This is a genomic window from Stenotrophomonas sp. 21LCFQ19, assembly GCF_056861425.1.
Genome location: NZ_JBSPUF010000002.1, coordinates 233,343 through 249,132, shown reverse-complemented (window position 1 = coordinate 249,132; position 15,790 = coordinate 233,343). Strand labels below are relative to the sequence as shown.

15 protein-coding genes are annotated in these 15,790 nt (G+C 64.9%); 4 read left to right on the top strand and 11 right to left on the bottom strand.

From position 1 onward, the window contains the following. Positions 1-115 precede the first annotated feature (115 nt). Positions 116-655, top strand: a complete 540-nt coding sequence (locus AC13FW_RS03290; protein WP_282271939.1) for a Smr/MutS family protein — start codon at positions 116-118, stop codon at positions 653-655. 174 nt (positions 656-829) lie between these two features. On the opposite strand, the gene truD is transcribed toward AC13FW_RS03290, so the two are convergent. The 7 genes from truD to AC13FW_RS03255 form a co-directional block, all read right to left on the bottom strand. Next, entirely contained in the window at positions 830-1,921 is a 1,092-nt protein-coding gene (gene truD / locus AC13FW_RS03285) for a tRNA pseudouridine(13) synthase TruD (RefSeq protein ID WP_482988179.1), read from the bottom strand. After that, entirely contained in the window at positions 1,918-2,418 is a 501-nt protein-coding gene (gene ispF / locus AC13FW_RS03280) for a 2-C-methyl-D-erythritol 2,4-cyclodiphosphate synthase (protein ID WP_482988178.1), read from the bottom strand. The genes truD and ispF overlap by 4 nt, the downstream gene beginning before the upstream one ends. Positions 2,419-2,463: 45 nt before the next feature. Beyond that, positions 2,464-3,162: a 2-C-methyl-D-erythritol 4-phosphate cytidylyltransferase gene (ispD, locus tag AC13FW_RS03275; protein WP_482988177.1), complete on the bottom strand. Its 699-nt coding sequence runs from the start codon at positions 3,160-3,162 to the stop codon at positions 2,464-2,466. Further along, a complete protein-coding gene (ftsB, locus tag AC13FW_RS03270; RefSeq protein ID WP_296249134.1) occupies positions 3,159-3,536 on the bottom strand; it encodes a cell division protein FtsB in 378 nt (125 codons plus the stop codon). Before ftsB ends, ispD begins: the two co-directional genes overlap by 4 nt. A 5-nt stretch (positions 3,537-3,541) precedes the next feature. Next, entirely contained in the window at positions 3,542-4,834 is a 1,293-nt protein-coding gene (eno, locus tag AC13FW_RS03265) for a phosphopyruvate hydratase (RefSeq protein WP_282271948.1), read from the bottom strand. A gap of 293 nt (positions 4,835-5,127) precedes the next feature. After that, the gene (locus tag AC13FW_RS03260; RefSeq protein WP_482988176.1) at positions 5,128-6,792 is read right to left on the bottom strand and encodes a CTP synthase; all 1,665 of its coding nucleotides are present in this window, start codon (positions 6,790-6,792) and stop codon (positions 5,128-5,130) included. A gap of 129 nt (positions 6,793-6,921) precedes the next feature. Continuing rightward, positions 6,922-7,173 (bottom strand): hypothetical protein, encoded by a 252-nt coding sequence (locus AC13FW_RS03255; protein ID WP_296249128.1) that lies wholly within the window; start codon positions 7,171-7,173, stop codon positions 6,922-6,924. A 157-nt stretch (positions 7,174-7,330) separates the two neighbouring features. Between AC13FW_RS03255 and parE the strand changes: the two genes are divergently transcribed. Further along, positions 7,331-9,220, top strand: coding sequence for a DNA topoisomerase IV subunit B (gene parE / locus AC13FW_RS03250; protein ID WP_282273023.1), 1,890 nt, complete (start codon positions 7,331-7,333; stop codon positions 9,218-9,220). Between the two features lie 264 nt (positions 9,221-9,484). Here parE and AC13FW_RS03245 read toward each other — a convergent pair whose 3' ends face one another. Both AC13FW_RS03245 and AC13FW_RS03240 read right to left on the bottom strand, forming a co-directional pair. After that, positions 9,485-10,606 carry an inorganic phosphate transporter gene (locus AC13FW_RS03245; protein ID WP_482986446.1) on the bottom strand — a complete coding sequence of 374 codons (1,122 nt, stop codon included), beginning with the start codon at positions 10,604-10,606 and terminating at the stop codon, positions 9,485-9,487. A gap of 12 nt (positions 10,607-10,618) precedes the next feature. Next, positions 10,619-11,245, bottom strand: a complete 627-nt coding sequence (locus tag AC13FW_RS03240; RefSeq protein WP_057628278.1) for a DUF47 domain-containing protein — start codon at positions 11,243-11,245, stop codon at positions 10,619-10,621. Between the two features lie 276 nt (positions 11,246-11,521). On the opposite strand from AC13FW_RS03240, the gene AC13FW_RS03235 reads away from it, so the two are divergent. Beyond that, a complete protein-coding gene (locus AC13FW_RS03235; protein WP_282272630.1) occupies positions 11,522-12,865 on the top strand; it encodes a hemolysin family protein in 1,344 nt (447 codons plus the stop codon). Continuing rightward, positions 12,849-13,523: an exopolysaccharide biosynthesis protein gene (locus tag AC13FW_RS03230; RefSeq protein WP_482988175.1), complete on the top strand. Its 675-nt coding sequence runs from the start codon at positions 12,849-12,851 to the stop codon at positions 13,521-13,523. The genes AC13FW_RS03235 and AC13FW_RS03230 overlap by 17 nt, the downstream gene beginning before the upstream one ends. A 209-nt stretch (positions 13,524-13,732) precedes the next feature. On the opposite strand, the gene AC13FW_RS03225 is transcribed toward AC13FW_RS03230, so the two are convergent. Then, positions 13,733-14,728 carry an LLM class flavin-dependent oxidoreductase gene (locus AC13FW_RS03225; RefSeq protein WP_482988174.1) on the bottom strand — a complete coding sequence of 332 codons (996 nt, stop codon included), beginning with the start codon at positions 14,726-14,728 and terminating at the stop codon, positions 13,733-13,735. Positions 14,729-14,837: 109 nt separating this feature from the next. Beyond that, entirely contained in the window at positions 14,838-15,593 is a 756-nt protein-coding gene (locus tag AC13FW_RS03220) for a sulfurtransferase (protein WP_482988273.1), read from the bottom strand. Between the last annotated feature and the right edge of the window lie 197 nt (positions 15,594-15,790).

The window sequence follows — 15,790 nt, the reverse complement described above, 5'->3', positions numbered from 1 at the left end:
GGTTAGTACATCACCGTGACGGACCGACCTGAGCGACCATGATACCGGAATGCACCGCGGCACTTTCCACCCACCCGGGGCTTGCCTGCGATCGTGCGCACGTTACGCTGTAGGAATGTCGTACCCAGATGAAGAAGATGACGCCGCCCTGTTCCGCTCGGCCATTGGCGAAGTGACGCCGATGCGCCCGGTGGAGGCACCGGCTACCGGCAAGCCACGGCCCAAGCCGCGCGCGCGCATGGCAGAACAGGATGAATCCCAGGCCCTGGGCGAATTTGCGCGCCTGCTACGTTCCAGCAAGCCTCTGGAAGCCGGCGACAACGCCAGCTACCGGCGCGACAACCTGCCACCTCAGATGTTCCAGCGGCTCAAGCGTGGCCAGTATTCAGTGCAGGACGAACTGGACCTGCACGGCGCCACCGCCGCCCAGGCCGAGAACCTGCTGCGCCAGTTCCTGCTGGAGGCACGCGCACATGAACACGGCTGCGTGCGCATCATCCACGGCAAAGGCCTGCAGTCAGATGGCGGTGCGCCAGTGCTGAAGAACCTGGTCGACCGCATGCTGCGCCAGCGCAATGACGTGCTGGCATTCCATTCCGCGCCGCCCACCCAGGGCGGCACCGGTGCGGTTCTGGTGTTGCTGGCCAATCGCTGAGCGATCCGCTCGGCCAGTCGATTCGCATGGACGGCGCGGCATTGCAGTCTCTGTAGCCCGGGTAAGCGCAGCGCACCCGGGGCTGTTCGCGACGCATGACGCATGCTGAAGTACCACTGGATCCTGTTTCCCCGGGTGCGCTGCGCTTACCCGGGCTACAACCTTGCCAACCACTCAGCCGGCGGCGCCTTCCTCGCTCGATGCTTCGGCTTCAGCTGCCGGAGCGCCCGCGATCTCATTGCGACTGGCGTCGGTCACTTCACCCAGTTCATGCAGTACTGCGGTGGCGTAGCAGCCCGGCGGCAACGCAAACGACACCTCCAGCACGTCATCGGCCAACCACTGGTGCTGCATCAACATGGGCTTGAGGCGCAACGAACGGCGCTCCTGCTTGAGCCCGGCCTGCTCCAACCCGGTACGCAGCGCCAAGGCCTGCTCATCACTCAGGGCCTGATCTTCCAATGCCCGCGCGGCATCGGTCGCGCGCAGCTCACCAACGCCCCACAACGGCGCGCTGGGGTGGATATCGAAACGCGCCAGGCGCTCCGCCAGCACCTCGTTCATCGGCTCCGGGCCAAACACCGAACGGCTGCCGTCCAGCATCCACACCTCGCCATCCAGCGCGGTGTCCCAGTTGCCCTGCTCCACGCGTGCGGCCAGCACGCGGTTGAACAATGCAGAGCGCGCGGCGGACAGCAGCATCGAACGCTGGTCCTTGCGCACCCGACGGCCAGCAAACATCTGCAGCGCCGCCGGCACATTGCCGCCATCGCGGCCAAAGCGCTGTTCGCCAAACCAGTTTGGCAGGCCGCGTGCAGCGACAATCTGCAGGCGTTCCTCGATGGCCGCCTTGTCACCTTGCACACCACGCAGCACCAGCTTGAAGCGGTTGCCCGCCAATGCGCCGCGCTGCAGCTTGCGGTTGTGCCAGGTCGACGCCAGCACATGCAGCTCGTCCGACTCCAGCAGCGCCAGATCCGGCGCAACGCGCTTGGGCAGGTGCACGCTGAAGCGCTGCGTGGTCACCGCATGCCGATCTTTCTGCCCGGCATAGCTGACGCCCATTTCCGGCACGCCTGCCCATTGCGCCAACTGCTTGGCAATCGCCACGGTATTGGCGCCGCGCTTGCGGATATCGAGCAACAGGTGCTCACCCTCGCCGGTCGCTTCAAAGGCGGGGATTTCATCAACCTGGAAGTCTTCGGGCACGCTGCGGATGGCCGCAGTCAGCACCGGCGCACCAAAGGCCAGCGGCAACGCGATCATGCGCCCACCAACAGGGCCACGGCCTGCGCGGCGATGCCTTCTTCGCGGCCGGTGAATCCCAGCTTTTCACTGGTGGTGGCCTTGATGCTGACCCGATCCAGATCGATCTGCAGCAACTGCGCGACCTTCTCGCGCATCGCCAGTGCATGCGGACCCACCTTGGGCCGCTCACAGATCACGGTGATGTCGACATTGCCGACCAGCCAGCCGCGCTCGCGCAGCAGTTCATTGCAATGACTGACGAAGCGGCTGCTGTCCGCACCTTTCCAGCGATCGTCGGACGGCGGGAAGTGCACGCCGATGTCACCCAGCGCCAGCGCACCGAGCATTGCGTCACACAGCGCATGCAGGGCGACATCGCCATCACTGTGCGCGAGCACGCCGCGGCTGTGCGGCACGCGCACGCCGGCCAGCATGATGTGGTCGCCCTCACCAAAGGCATGCACGTCATAGCCTTGGCCGATACGGATGGGAGGGAAGGAAACAGAAGAGTTCATGGCAGTACTTCTTGGCAGAGCCGGCGCCAACGCGCCGACAAGGGATCAGCTGCCGCGCCGCGACAGCTCGAATTCGAAACGGGCCAGATCGGCCGGCGTGGTGACCTTGAAATTGCTCTCGGCGCCTTCAACCAGCAACGGGCGCACGCCTTGGCGCTCCATCGCCATCGCCTCGTCGGTGACGTCGACACCTGCAGCCGCCGCATCGAGCAGCGCGCGGGTGAGTTGATGGCGGCGGAACAACTGCGGGGTCAGCGCGCGCCACAGGCGCTCACGCGGCTCCGTGCCGTCAATGCCACCATCATCGCCAGCACGCTTGAGCGTGTCGCGCACCGGCGCGGCGAGAATGCCACCGACCGGATCAGCACGCCCCACTTCCAGCAAACGGCTCAGATCGGTCGCCGCCAGATTTGGCCGCGCGGCGTCGTGGACCAGCACGAAGTCATCGGCACGCACGCTCTCCGGCAGCGCCTGCAGGCCTGCCAATACCGACGCCGCGCGGGTCTCTCCTCCCACGCAGGTCAGCACCGGCTTGTCGGCAAACGAAGTCCAACCTGGCCAATCGGCATCGTTCTCGGCAATGGCCACCATCACCCCGGCCACGCCGGGATGCGCGAGCAAGGACTGCAGGGCGTGCGCGAGCAGCGGCTCACCGTCGGCCAGCAGGTATTGCTTGGGCACCGGGCCGCCAAAACGCGCGCCGCGCCCAGCCGCGGGAACCACCGCCCAGGTCTGCACGATCACGGGATGTTCTCCGATGGCGACTGCTGGTTACCCTGCCCGGCCGACGGTTCCGTCGCCGCGGCAGGCGCAGGCACCACGGGCGCAGCCACCGGGGCGTCCTCGACGACCCGGTAGAACTTCTCACCCGGCTTGATCATGCCCAGTTCGCTGCGCGCACGTTCCTCGATGGCAGCCTCGCCATCCTTGAGGTCCTGGACTTCCGCCGCCAGGGAATCATTGCGCTGCTGCAGACCGTCGTTGTCACGCTTCTGGTTGGCCACCTGCGCCTCGAGCATCATCACTTCGCCCGAGTTGCCCTGGCCAAACCAGAAGCGGTACTGCAGCAATCCCAGCAGTACCGCCAGCACCAGCAGCAGCCAGCGCCAATTACGCATGACGATCAGCGCTTGAGCGAGACAAACGCGTCACGGCCGGCATAACGCGCGCCGCTGCCGAGGGCTTCCTCGATACGCAGCAGCTGGTTGTACTTGGCCACGCGATCGCTGCGGCACAGCGAGCCGGTCTTGATCTGGGTGGCAGTGGTGGCCACGGCGATGTCGGCGATGGTGGTGTCTTCGGTTTCGCCCGAGCGGTGCGAGACGATGGCCGCATAACCGGCCTTGTCGGCCATGGCGATGGCTTCCAGGGTCTCGGTCAGGGTGCCGATCTGATTGACCTTGATCAGGATGGCATTGGCGGTGCCCGACTCGATGCCTTCGGCGAAGATCTTCGGGTTGGTGACGAACAGATCGTCGCCGACCAGCTGCACCTTGTTGCCGACGCGCTGGGTCAGCAGCTTCCAACCGGCCCAGTCGTTCTCGGCCAGGCCGTCCTCGATGCTGATGATCGGGTACTGCGCGCTCCAGTCGGCCAGGAAGTCGACGAACTGCTCGGAGGTCAGGCGCTTGTTCTCGCCAACCAGGTTGTACTTGCCGTTCTCGTAGAACTCGCTGGAAGCGACGTCCAGGCCGAGCAGGATGTCTTCGCCGGCGGTGTAACCGGCCTTGCCGATGGCTTCCAGAATGGTGTCCAGCGCCTCGACGTTGCTGCGGAAGTCCGGCGCGAAGCCGCCTTCATCGCCCACCGCCGTGCTCAGGCCGTGGCCCTTCAGCACCGACTTCAGCGCGTGGAAGATTTCGGTGCCGGCGCGCAGCGATTCGCTGAACGAGCTGAAGCCGACCGGCAACACCATGAACTCCTGGAAGTCGACGTTGTTATCGGCATGTGCGCCACCGTTGATGATGTTCATCATCGGCACCGGCAGCGACGGGGTGGCGCCGGTCTTGGCGGCCAGGTACTGCCACAGCGCCTGCTTCTTGGAAGCGGCGACGGCGTGGGCGGCGGCCATGGAAACACCGAGCAGCGCATTGGCGCCCAGGCGGCCCTTGTTCTCGGTGCCGTCCAGATCGATCAGGCGGCGATCCAGGCCTTCCTGGTCTTCGGCATTGAAGCCGGCCAGTGCGGTGGCGATCGCACCATTAATGTTGCCCACGGCATTGCGCACGCCCTTGCCCAGGTAACGGGTCTTGTCGCCATCGCGCAGCTCCACGGCCTCCTTGGTGCCGGTCGAAGCGCCGGACGGGACGGCGGCGCGGCCGAACGAGCCGTCGGCCAGGGTGACTTCGGCTTCCAGCGTGGGGTTGCCACGGCTGTCGAGGATTTCACGGGCGTGGATCTTGGCGATGTTGGTCATGTCTGGGGGCTAGGCTCGTTCAGGAGAGTCTGTTATCGACGGGAAACACAAATACCAGCCGGGAGTTTAAACGAAGCGCAGGCTGGCGCGGCCGTTGCTTTCGCCTGAAAGCGGCGCGGGCCGCTGAAACGCACAAGGCCCGCACTGGGCGGGCCTTGTTTGGGTAGCACCTTGCCCTTCTCCCTGTGGGAGAAGGTGCCCGAAGGGCGGATGAGGGTAAGGAGAGCGAAGCTCGCCTTCATTCACACGCCACGGGTAACGCCCCCTGCCGAGCATGGCTCGGCACTACCCTTTCAGGCGCGGGCTTCCTGCAACAGCTTGCCGCCGGCCTTCTTCTCGCGCGCGGCGCGGATGAAGCCGATGAACAGCGGGTGGCCGCCACGCGGGGTGGACAGAAACTCCGGGTGTGCCTGGCAGGCCAGGAACCACGGGTGCTGGTCACGCGGCAGCTCGACCACTTCCACCAGCGTGTCATCCATCGACTTGCCGGCAATCACCAGACCTGCGTCTTCCAACTGGGTGCGGTAGCGGTTGTTGAACTCGTAGCGGTGACGGTGACGCTCGGCCACCACGTCCTTGCCGTACAGCTCGCGGGCCAGGGTGCCCGGCTTCAGGCGCTGCTCCTGCAGGCCCAGGCGCATGGTGCCGCCCAGATCGGACTTCTCGTCGCGCTTCTCGACTTCACCGGTGGCGGTACGCCATTCGGTGATCAGGCCGATCACCGGATTCGGCGACTGGCGGTCGTTCTCGGTGCTGTTGGCGCCTTCCAGGCCAGCCACATGGCGGGCGTAGTCCACCACTGCCGCCTGCATGCCATAGCAGATGCCGAAATACGGCACCTTGTGCTCACGGGCGTACTGCGAGGTCAGCACCTTGCCCTCGAAACCACGGTCACCGAAGCCGCCCGGCACCAGGATGCCGTCGACGCCGTCCAGCGCGGACAGGCCGGATTCCTCCAGTTCCTGCGCTTCCAGCCACTTCAGGTTGACCTTGGTGCGCTGGCGCAGGCCGCCGTGCTTGAGCGCCTCGCCCACCGACTTGTACGCATCCTGATGGTCGACGTACTTGCCGACCACGGCGATGGTGACCTCGTCCAGCGGATGCAGCGCCGCATCCAGCACCGACTCCCACTCGGACAGGTCGGCCGGACCAGCCTTGTCACCGAGCTTGAGCTGGTTGACCACGATCTCGTCCAGACCCTGCGCATGCAGGCCCATCGGCACGCGGTACAGGACTTCCACGTCCGGCACGCTGATCACGGCGCGCTCGGAAACATTGGTGAACAGCGAAATCTTGCGGCGCTCCGAGTCCGGGATTGCATGCTCGGAACGGCACAGCAACACGTCCGGCTGGATGCCGATCGAGCGCAGTTCCTTGACCGAGTGCTGGGTCGGCTTGGTCTTCAGCTCGCCGGCTGCACCGATGTACGGCACCAGGGTGAGATGCATGAACAGCGCCTTCTCCGGGCCACGCTCGGTGCGCACCTGGCGGATCGCCTCCAGGAACGGCAGCGACTCGATGTCGCCAACGGTGCCGCCGATCTCCACCAGCGCCACGTCGAAGCCAGCAGTGGCCTCGTCGATGCAGCGGCGGATTTCATCGGTGATGTGCGGAATGACCTGCACGGTCGCGCCCAGGTAATCACCACGGCGCTCCTTGCGGATCACGTTCTCGTAGATACGCCCGGTGGTCACCGAGTTCTTGCGACTCAGGCGGTTATGGACGAAACGCTCGTAATGGCCCAGATCGAGGTCGGTCTCGGCACCGTCGTCGGTGACATAGACCTCGCCATGCTGGAAGGGGCTCATCGTGCCTGGATCGACGTTGATGTACGGATCCAGCTTCATCATGGTGACCTTCAGGCCACGCGCCTCGAGAATCGAGGCCAGGGACGCGGCTGCGATGCCCTTGCCTAGCGAGGACACCACACCACCGGTAACAAAAATAAGGGGGGTCACGGCTCACTGCCTCCCGGAAAGCCCTAGTTTAAAGGTTGTCGCCAAAACACCCAAGCACTGGATGCGGCGGATTAAAAAAAAGACGCCCCGACCTGCGCCGGGGCGTCCTTGAAACTCAGCAAAAGCGCGTCAGCGACGGCGACGGGCTTCCTCTTCCTCTTCTTCACGCGGCGCCGGCTGGTCAGCCTTGGCCTTGTCCTGGGCAGCGGCGGCAGCGCGGCGCTTGGCCTTCTGCTCGGCCTCGCTCTGCGCCTTGTCGACCGGGGCAGCCTGCGCGGCCTCGGCAGCCTTGGCCTTGTCAGCGCTCTGCGCCATCACGAAGGGAACGGCGGCAACGGCAGCGACAACAACACCCAGGGCCAGCAATTTTGATGTTTTCATCCAAAACCTCCTCGGCTTGCCCCGCCTGGAATGGCGGGCCTTTTTGGAACCGGATACAGGATACCTCGTCGCAGCTGCCCCGGCCCTGAATGCCCTGCGTGCAAAAATCGCCGCCAGACCGCACACTCCCACGTCGATTTGCGCCCTACCGAGATCCATGAACGCCCGTTACAACGCCGCTGACATCGAAGTCCTCTCTGGCCTGGACCCGGTCAAACGCCGTCCTGGCATGTATACCGACACTGCCCGCCCGAACCATCTGGCGCAGGAAGTGATCGACAACTCGGTCGATGAGGCCCTGGCCGGCCACGCCAAGACCGTGGAAGTCACCCTGTTCAAGGATGGCAGCTGCGAGGTCAGCGATGACGGCCGCGGCATGCCGGTGGACATCCACCCGGAAGAGAAAATCCCGGGCGTCGAACTGATCCTGACCAGGCTGCACGCCGGCGGCAAGTTCAACAACCGCAACTACACCTTCTCCGGCGGTCTGCACGGCGTCGGCGTATCGGTGGTCAACGCCCTGTCCACGCTGGTGGAGATCCATATCCGCCGCGACGGCAGCGAGCACCGCATCACCTTCCGCGATGGCGACCGCGCCAGTCCGCTGGAAGTGGTCGGCAGCGTCGGCAAGAAGAACACCGGCACCCGCGTGCGCTTCTGGGCCGACCCCAAGTACTTCGACACACCCAAGTTCAATGTGCGCGCACTGCGCCACCTGCTGCGTGCCAAGGCCGTGCTGTGCCCGGGCCTGACCGTGAAGCTGACCGACGAAGCCACCGGCGAAGTCGACACCTGGTATTACGAGGACGGCCTGCGCGACTACCTGAAGGCCGAGCTGGGCGAGCGTGAAATGCTGCCAGCCGACCTGTTTGCCGGCTCACTGAAAAAGGAAACCGAGATCGTTGACTGGGCCGTGGCCTGGCTGCCGGAAGGCGAGCTGGTACAGGAAAGCTACGTGAACCTGATCCCGACCGCCCAGCACGGCACCCATGCCAACGGCCTGCGCACCGGCCTGACCGAGGCGCTGCGTGAGTTCTGCGACTTCCGCAACCTGCTGCCGCGCGGCGTCAAGCTGGCCCCGGAAGATGTCTGGGACCGCGTCTCCTTCGTGCTGTCACTGAAGATGACCGATCCGCAGTTCAGCGGCCAGACCAAGGAACGCCTGTCCTCGCGCCAGGCCGCCGGCTTCGTCGAAGGCGCCGCCCATGACGCCTTCAGCCTGCTGCTGAACCAGAACGTGGAACTGGGCGAGAAGATCGCGCAGATCGCCATCGAGCGCGCCAGCGCGCGCCTGAAGACCGAGAAGCTGGTCACCCGCAAGAAGGTCACCCAGGGCCCGGCCCTGCCCGGCAAGCTGGCCGACTGCATCAGCCAGGACCTGTCGCGCACCGAGCTGTTCCTGGTGGAGGGCGACTCGGCAGGCGGCAGCGCCAAGCAGGCACGCGACAAGGACTTCCAGGCCATCCTGCCGCTGCGCGGCAAGATCCTGAATACCTGGGAAGTCGCCTCGGGCAGCGTGCTGGCCTCGGAAGAAGTGCATAACCTGGCCATCGCCATCGGCTGCGACCCGGGCAAGGACGACCTGTCCGGCCTGCGTTACGGCAAGATCGTGATCCTGGCCGACGCCGACTCCGACGGCCTGCACATCGCTACCTTGCTGACCGCCCTGTTCCTGCGCCACTTCCCGTCGCTGGTGGACGCTGGCCACGTGTTCGTAGCGATGCCGCCGCTGTTCCGTGTCGACGTGGGCAAGCAGGTGTTCTATGCGCTGGACGAGGAAGAGAAGCGCTCGCTGCTGGACAAGATCGAGCGCGAGAAGATCCGCGGCCAGGTCAGCGTCACCCGCTTCAAGGGCCTGGGCGAGATGAATCCCTCGCAGCTGCGCGAATCCACCATCCATCCGGATACGCGCCGTCTGGTGCAGCTGACCGTGGACGACAGCGAGCAGACCTCGGCCTTGATGGACATGCTGCTGGCCAAGAAGCGCGCCCCGGACCGCAAGGGCTGGCTGGAGAGCAAAGGCGACCTGGCCTCGCTGGAAGCCTGACCCCAAGCAATCGCATTGCACCGAAAGCCCGCCCTCACCGGCAGGCTTTTTGTTGGCCGCGCGCCGCGATTTTCTCTTTTGCGGGAGCGGCATAAGCCGCGAAGCTGGCATTGCCGACAAGACAGGGGCCTTTTGCCACCTGATGATGTGCGAACTTCGCGACTCACGCCACTCCTACAAACAACACAACAACACCCCGCTCCACCCAACAAGAAACCCGCCATCGCTGGCGGGTTTTTGTTTGCAGACTGCGAACCGACTGACTCAGTTCCAACCCACCATTTCGAACAGACGCAGGATCAGGTAAGCACAACCACCTGCCGCCGGGATCGTCAGGATCCACGCCCACAGGATGCGCTCGATCACACCCAGGCGCAGCGAACGCGGGTTCTTGGCGAAGCCAACGCCCATGATCGCGGTGGAGATGCTGTGGGTGGTCGAGACCGGCATGCCGAAGTGCGCAGCCAGGGTCAGGATGGTGGCCGAGCTGGTCTCCGCGGCAAAGCCGTGGATCGGGTGCAGCTTGACCATCTTGTGGCCCAGGGTCTTGATGATCTTCCAGCCGCCCGAAGCGGTACCGGCCGCCATCACCACTGCACAGGTCAGCACGATCCACATGGCGATACCGTCGCCAGCGTGAGCATCCGGGTGCATGAAGGCCAGCCACGACGGCAGGTCATTCAACGCGCCGGTTGCCTCGGCACCAATCAGGGTCATGGCGATGATGCCCATGGTCTTCTGCGCATCGTTGTGACCGTGGGCAAAGCCCATGTACGCCGCCGACACGATCTGTGCCTTGCCGAAGAAGGCATTGACCCAACGCGGGCGCGCCAACCGACCGAGCATGCCGCCAACGCGGGCCATGCCGGCGATGATGGCCCACAACAGGCACATCACCACCACGCCGAGCAGGAAGCCGGCGATCGGCGAGGTGATCATCGGCACGAACACCTTCCACAACAGGCCCTTGTTCTGCGCCCAGTTGCCGAGGTTCTGCGACCAGATCAGCGCATCCCAGTTGTTATGCGCAGCGGCCAGACCGGCACCGCACAGGCCGCCAATCAGGGCATGCGAGGACGAGGACGGCAGGCCCTTCCACCAGGTGATCAGGTTCCAGACGATGCCGCCCAGCAGCGCGCACAGGATCACCTGCGGGGTCACATCGACCACATCGGTGTTGAGCAGGCCATTGGCAATGGTCAGCGCGACGGCGGTGCCGGTGAGCGCGCCGATCAGGTTCATGAAAGCGGCCAACATCACCGCCCAACCGGGCGACAGGACCTTGGTTGCCACCACGGTGGCAATTGAATTGGCGGTGTCGTGGAAGCCGTTGATGAACTCGAAGACGAGCGCGGCCAGAATCACCACCAGGACGAGGGTGAGCATAGAGCGTCCCCGTCAGCTGTTCTTGAGCACGATCTGGTAAGCCACCACGCCGGCTTCGCGGCAACGGTCGATGGCCTTTTCCAGGATCTCGAAGAATTCCTTGAGCAGGAACATCTGCAGGTTGTCCAGGCGACCGGAGTAGATGTCGCGGTACAGCTCCAACATCAGGCGGTCAGCTTCGTTTTCCAGTGAACGCAGCTTCTCATTGAGCGCGGTCATGCGGTCCAGGTTCATGTGGCGCAGGTCGTTGACCATTTCCACCACCACGCCTGCGGCCTGCTCCAGCATCGCCGCGCGCGGGGCGAAGTCGATCTGGTCCAGATGCTGCACGGCCAGCGAGTAGCGGTCGGCGAACTTCTCGATCTGCTTGGGGATCTTGTACAGCGCCGAACCCAGCGCTTCGATGTCCTCGCGCTCGATCGGGGTCATGAAACTGTCAACCAGTGCCTGGCTGATCTTGTCCGAGGCGGCGCGCTCGCGCAGACGGGCGAGCTTGAACGCATCCAGCGCCGGCTGACGATCGGCCTCGCGCATCATGCTGTGCAGTGCCTTGGCACCGTCATAGGCGGCCTGCGCGGCCTCGTCGAGGTAGGTATAGAACTGCTTGCCGGAGCCAAAGATGGTCTGCAACGAAAACATGGGGAGCCTATTCGCCGTCGCGGGAGGGACGGCACCAAGGGCGAATTATGACGGCTAGATGGCATTCAGGGTATTCCTGACGTCTTTTTTACATCTGAAATGTGAACGGCCGGCCGTGCCAGAGCCCCGGGGGTTTGCTAATATCGCCAAGCGCCCTCGCGGCGCACCCTATGGACGACGACCCTTATCCCCCGCCACAGCGCCGGATTCCGCCCCTGAGCGGCCGCCGCCACTGCAAGCACCCGCCCTCCCTGTCACCAACCCGGGGAGAGACCCGTGTTTGAATTTTTCATCGTACTGGCCTTGATTCTGCTCAACGGCTTCTTTGCCATGTCCGAAATGTCGGTCATGACCTCGCGCAAGAGCCGCCTCAAGCAGCTGGCCAGCTCGAGCAAGCGTGCCGCCCGCGCCCTGGCCCTGTCCGAGAAGCCCGAGAATTTCCTGTCCACGGTGCAGATCGGCATCACCCTGATCGGCATCCTGACCGGTGTTTACGGCGGTGACGCCATCGGCGGCGCCATTGCCCAGCACCTGCAGGCTCTCTTCCCAGCACTGTCGGCGAACTTCTCGCTGTTTGGCGCCACCCAGCCCTGGTCGGAGTTCATCGGCAAGACCCTGGCCGTTGCCCTGATCACCTACCTGACGCTGATCTTCGGCGAACTGGTGCCAAAACGTGTCGCCTTGACCCGTTCCGAGGACATCGCCGGCATTGTCGCGGTGCCAATGAGCTGGCTGGCCCGTATCGCCGCCCCCGGCGTCTGGCTGCTCTCGCACTCCACCCGGCTGGTGCTGCGCCTGCTCGGCCTGGGCAAGACCGAGTCGGCCTCGGTCAGTGAAGAGGAGATCCGCATGCTGGTGGCCGAGAGCCATGAGCAGGGCGTGATCGACAGCCACGAGCGCGACATGATGAACCGCGTCATGCGCCTGGGCGACCGCACCGCCGACAGCCTGATGACCCCGCGCAACCGCATCGCCTGGCTGGACACCAACGCCGACCCGGAGAAGAACCTGTCCGCCATGCGTGACCACTCGTTCTCGCGCTACCCGGTGTATCGCGGCAACGACCAGGACATCGCCGGCATCCTCGAGGTCAAGAGCCTGGTGACCCGCCTCAGCGGCGGCAGCCACAGCCTGTTCGAGAACCTCCGCGAGACCCTGTATGTCTCCGAGTCCACCCACGCGATGAAGCTGCTGGAGATCTTCCGCGAGGAACACCAGTCAATGGCACTGGTGGTGGACGAGTACGGCGAGATCCAGGGCCTGGTGACCATCTCCGACCTGATGGGCGCCGTGGTTGGCCGCCTGCAGGCAACCGAGAACACCGACGACGACGCCTTGGTTGTCACCCGCGAAGACGGCTCGTTGCTGGTCGACGGCTCGCTGCCGGTGGACGACCTGCAGGAGCTGATGAACGGCGCCGAGCTGCCGGATGCGGAGGAAGGCGATTACTACACCATCGCCGGCATGTGCATGCATTACTTCGGCCGCATTCCGCACGCGGGCGAATACTTCGACTGGGCCGGCTGGCGCATCGAGATCGTCGACCTCGACGGTGCCCGCATCGACAAGCTGCTGCTGCGCAGGCTGCCGGAAGAAGATGCCGATGACACCACCGGTTGACCCGGACGGCACCACGCCGGACGCCAGCAGGACGGAGACCGGCGGCTATCGCAACGAAGGCATCCGCACGCTACTGGCGATGTTCGAACGCGGCGACCCGGATGAACACCTGCCGCTTGGCAAGGTCCTGCAAGGCCTGGAACAGAGCGCCTTCGGCGTATTCCTGTTCATCGCCATCCTGCCCGCCTTCATCCCGATCCCGGGTATAGGCGGTGCGGTCAGTAGTCCGCTGGTGTTCCTGATCGGCAGCCAGTTGTTGTTTGGCATGTCGCGGCCGTGGCTGCCGGGCTTCATTGCCAGACGCGGCCCCAAGCGCAGCACCGTGCACAGGTTTCTGAGCAAGATCAGCCGACCGCTGCAACGCCTGGACCGGATGCTGCAACCGCGGCTGGCAGTGCTGATCGTGCCACTGCCGGCGCGCATGCTCACCGGCGTGCTGTTGTTGCTGGTCGGTCTGCTGCTGTCGCTACCGATTCCATTCACCAACTACCTGTTCGGCTTCCAGCTGCTGTTGTTCGCACTGGCACTGATCGAGCGCGATGGCGCGCTGATGCTGTTCAACTGGTTGGCAGCGATTGCTGCCGGCCTGTTCTTCGGCTTCGGCTCCGGCCAGCTGATCAGCGAGAGCATCGCGCTGTTCGAGCGCCTGACCAGTTGACGGCCCACGGCAGGCGGTAGTGCCGAGCCATGCTCGGCAAGAAGCTTTACCAGCAAAAGCAAACCCCTCCCCAACCCTCCCCTTCGCTACGCGAAAGGGAGGGAGCAGAAGCGTAGTGCCGAGCCATGCTCGGCAAGAGGCTTTACCAGCAAAAGCACACCCCTCCCCAGCCCTCCCCTTCGCTGCGCGAAAGGGAGGGGGCAAACGGCTTACGCCACGCCCACTCGCTGCCAGGCCTGCATCGCCAGATCGAACGAACGCAGCCGCGCTGCTGGATCATAGATATTGGCGGCCAGCATCATTTCATCCGGGCGATGGCGCTCGACAAAGGCCGCCAAGCCTTCGGCGACCTGCCTCGGATCACCGACGATGCTGCAGGCCAAGGCACGCTCGACACCGGCCTTTTCATGCGGCGCCCAGAACGCCTCGATGTCATCCACCGGCGGCGGGATGCGCCCCGGCGTACCGCGTCGCAGATTGACGAAGGTCTGCTGCAGGCTGGTGAACAAGCGCTTCGATTCGGCCTCCGATTCGCTGGCCACCACATTCAAGGCCAGAATCGCGTAAGGCGCCTGCAAGTGCTCGGAAGGACGGAAGTCGCGGCGATAGAGCGCCAGCGCCTCATCCATGGAATCCGGGGCGAAGTGCGAGGCAAACGCAAACGGCAGGCCCATCGCCGCCGCCAGGCGCGCACTGAACAGACTCGAGCCCAGCAGCCAGACCGGCACTGGGATGCCGCCGCCGGGCACGGCCTGCACCGACTGCCCGGGCTGTACCGGCGCGAAGTAGTGCAGCAGTTCGGCGACATCCTGCGGGAACTGGTCGGCGCTGTCGAAGTAACGGCGCAAGGCGCGCGCGGTGGGCTGGTCGGTGCCGGGCGCCCGGCCCAGCCCCAGATCGATACGGTCCGGGTACAGCGAGGCCAAGGTGCCGAACTGTTCGGCGACTTGCAACGGCGAATGATTGGGCAGCATCACCCCACCCGAACCCACGCGGATGCGCGAAGTGCCACCGGCCACATGCCCGATCAGCACCGCGGTCGCGGCGCTGGCGATGCCGGGCATGTTGTGGTGCTCGGCCAGCCAATAGCGGTGATAGCCCCAGCGATCGGCGTGCTGGGCCAACTCCAGCATGTTGGCAAACGCCTGCTGCGGGGTTGAGCCCTCGCAGACCGGGGCCAGGTCAAGGATGGAAAGGGGGATCATTCTGCGGTCTCCGTGGACAATACGAAGGACATGGGGTTCGTCCTCGCATTCTCCATGCAGTCACCACGACTTCCACCGGGACACTGTTTCCCACCCTGTCGGTGCGGGATCAGGCCTGGGCGTCGTCCCGCCGGTCCACCAGCGGCTGCAGCTGCGCATCCAGCGCCACGCGTTCATCAAACACGAAACAGCGGCCGTCATAGCCTTCACCACCGACTTCCTCGAAGTAACCGAGGATGCCGCCTTCCAGCTGCAGCACGTTGTGCATGCCATCGTTCTGCATCCACAGCGCTGCCTTCTCACAGCGGATGCCGCCGGTGCAGAAGCTGACCACGGTGGCATCGGCCAGCGACTCGCGGTGCGGCTCCAGTGCGGCCGGCAGATCGGTGAACTTGGCGATCGGCAGGGTCAACGCACCCTCGAACGTGCCATGCGCGAATTCCTGCCAGTTGCGCGTATCCAGCATCACCACGCGTTTGCCGTCGTCGTCGTGGCCCTGCCGCAGCCAACGCTGCACGGTGGCCGGGGCCACGCTGGGTGCGCGCGGGTAATCCAGCGGCTGGCCGTCTTCGCGGCGGAAGCTGATGATTTCCGGCTTGAACTTGGCCTTCAGCCTGGCGAACGGCTGCATCTGGCTGTGGCTGTACTTGATCCGCATGTCAGCGAAGCGGGCGTCGGCCTTGAGCTGGCTGTAGAAGCTCTCGATACCTTCACTGCTACCGGCGAGGAACAGGTTGATGCCCTCCTCCGCGATCAGGATGGTGCCACGCAGCTCCAGCGCCTTTGCGCGTTCATGCAGGGTGGCGGTCAAGGCTTCGGCATCAGCCAGCGGAACGAAGAGGTAGGCAGCGGTATTGACGATCATGCGCATAGTTTAAACGACCGGCCCCACGGCCGTTGTGGGAGCGGCGTAAGCCGCGAAGCTGGCAACGCCTGAAAGGCCAAAGAGCCACCCCAACCCTGCCCTTGCCTGCGGCAAGGGACCGGAGTGTAGTGGGGGGGGGCGGGGGGCGGGCGGGGGGGGGGGGGCCCCGCAGCCCCCGCCAGCGGCGCCCCCACCCA

Bases quoted from the DNA above. Each gene is read 5' to 3' on its own strand.
- truD (WP_482988179.1), bottom strand. From the start codon at position 1,921: ATGATCGCGTTGCCGCTGGCCTTTGGTGCGCCGGTGCTGACTGCGGCC.
- AC13FW_RS03290 (WP_282271939.1), top strand. From the start codon at position 116: ATGTCGTACCCAGATGAAGAAGATGACGCCGCCCTGTTCCGCTCGGCC.
- eno (WP_282271948.1), bottom strand. From the start codon at position 4,834: ATGACCAACATCGCCAAGATCCACGCCCGTGAAATCCTCGACAGCCGT.
- AC13FW_RS03255 (WP_296249128.1), bottom strand. From the start codon at position 7,173: ATGAAAACATCAAAATTGCTGGCCCTGGGTGTTGTTGTCGCTGCCGTT.
- ispF (WP_482988178.1), bottom strand. From the start codon at position 2,418: ATGAACTCTTCTGTTTCCTTCCCTCCCATCCGTATCGGCCAAGGCTAT.
- AC13FW_RS03220 (WP_482988273.1), bottom strand. From the start codon at position 15,593: ATGATCGTCAATACCGCTGCCTACCTCTTCGTTCCGCTGGCTGATGCC.
- AC13FW_RS03225 (WP_482988174.1), bottom strand. From the start codon at position 14,728: ATGATCCCCCTTTCCATCCTTGACCTGGCCCCGGTCTGCGAGGGCTCA.
- AC13FW_RS03240 (WP_057628278.1), bottom strand. From the start codon at position 11,245: ATGTTTTCGTTGCAGACCATCTTTGGCTCCGGCAAGCAGTTCTATACC.
- AC13FW_RS03230 (WP_482988175.1), top strand. From the start codon at position 12,849: ATGACACCACCGGTTGACCCGGACGGCACCACGCCGGACGCCAGCAGG.
- AC13FW_RS03245 (WP_482986446.1), bottom strand. From the start codon at position 10,606: ATGCTCACCCTCGTCCTGGTGGTGATTCTGGCCGCGCTCGTCTTCGAG.
- parE (WP_282273023.1), top strand. From the start codon at position 7,331: ATGAACGCCCGTTACAACGCCGCTGACATCGAAGTCCTCTCTGGCCTG.
- ftsB (WP_296249134.1), bottom strand. From the start codon at position 3,536: ATGCGTAATTGGCGCTGGCTGCTGCTGGTGCTGGCGGTACTGCTGGGA.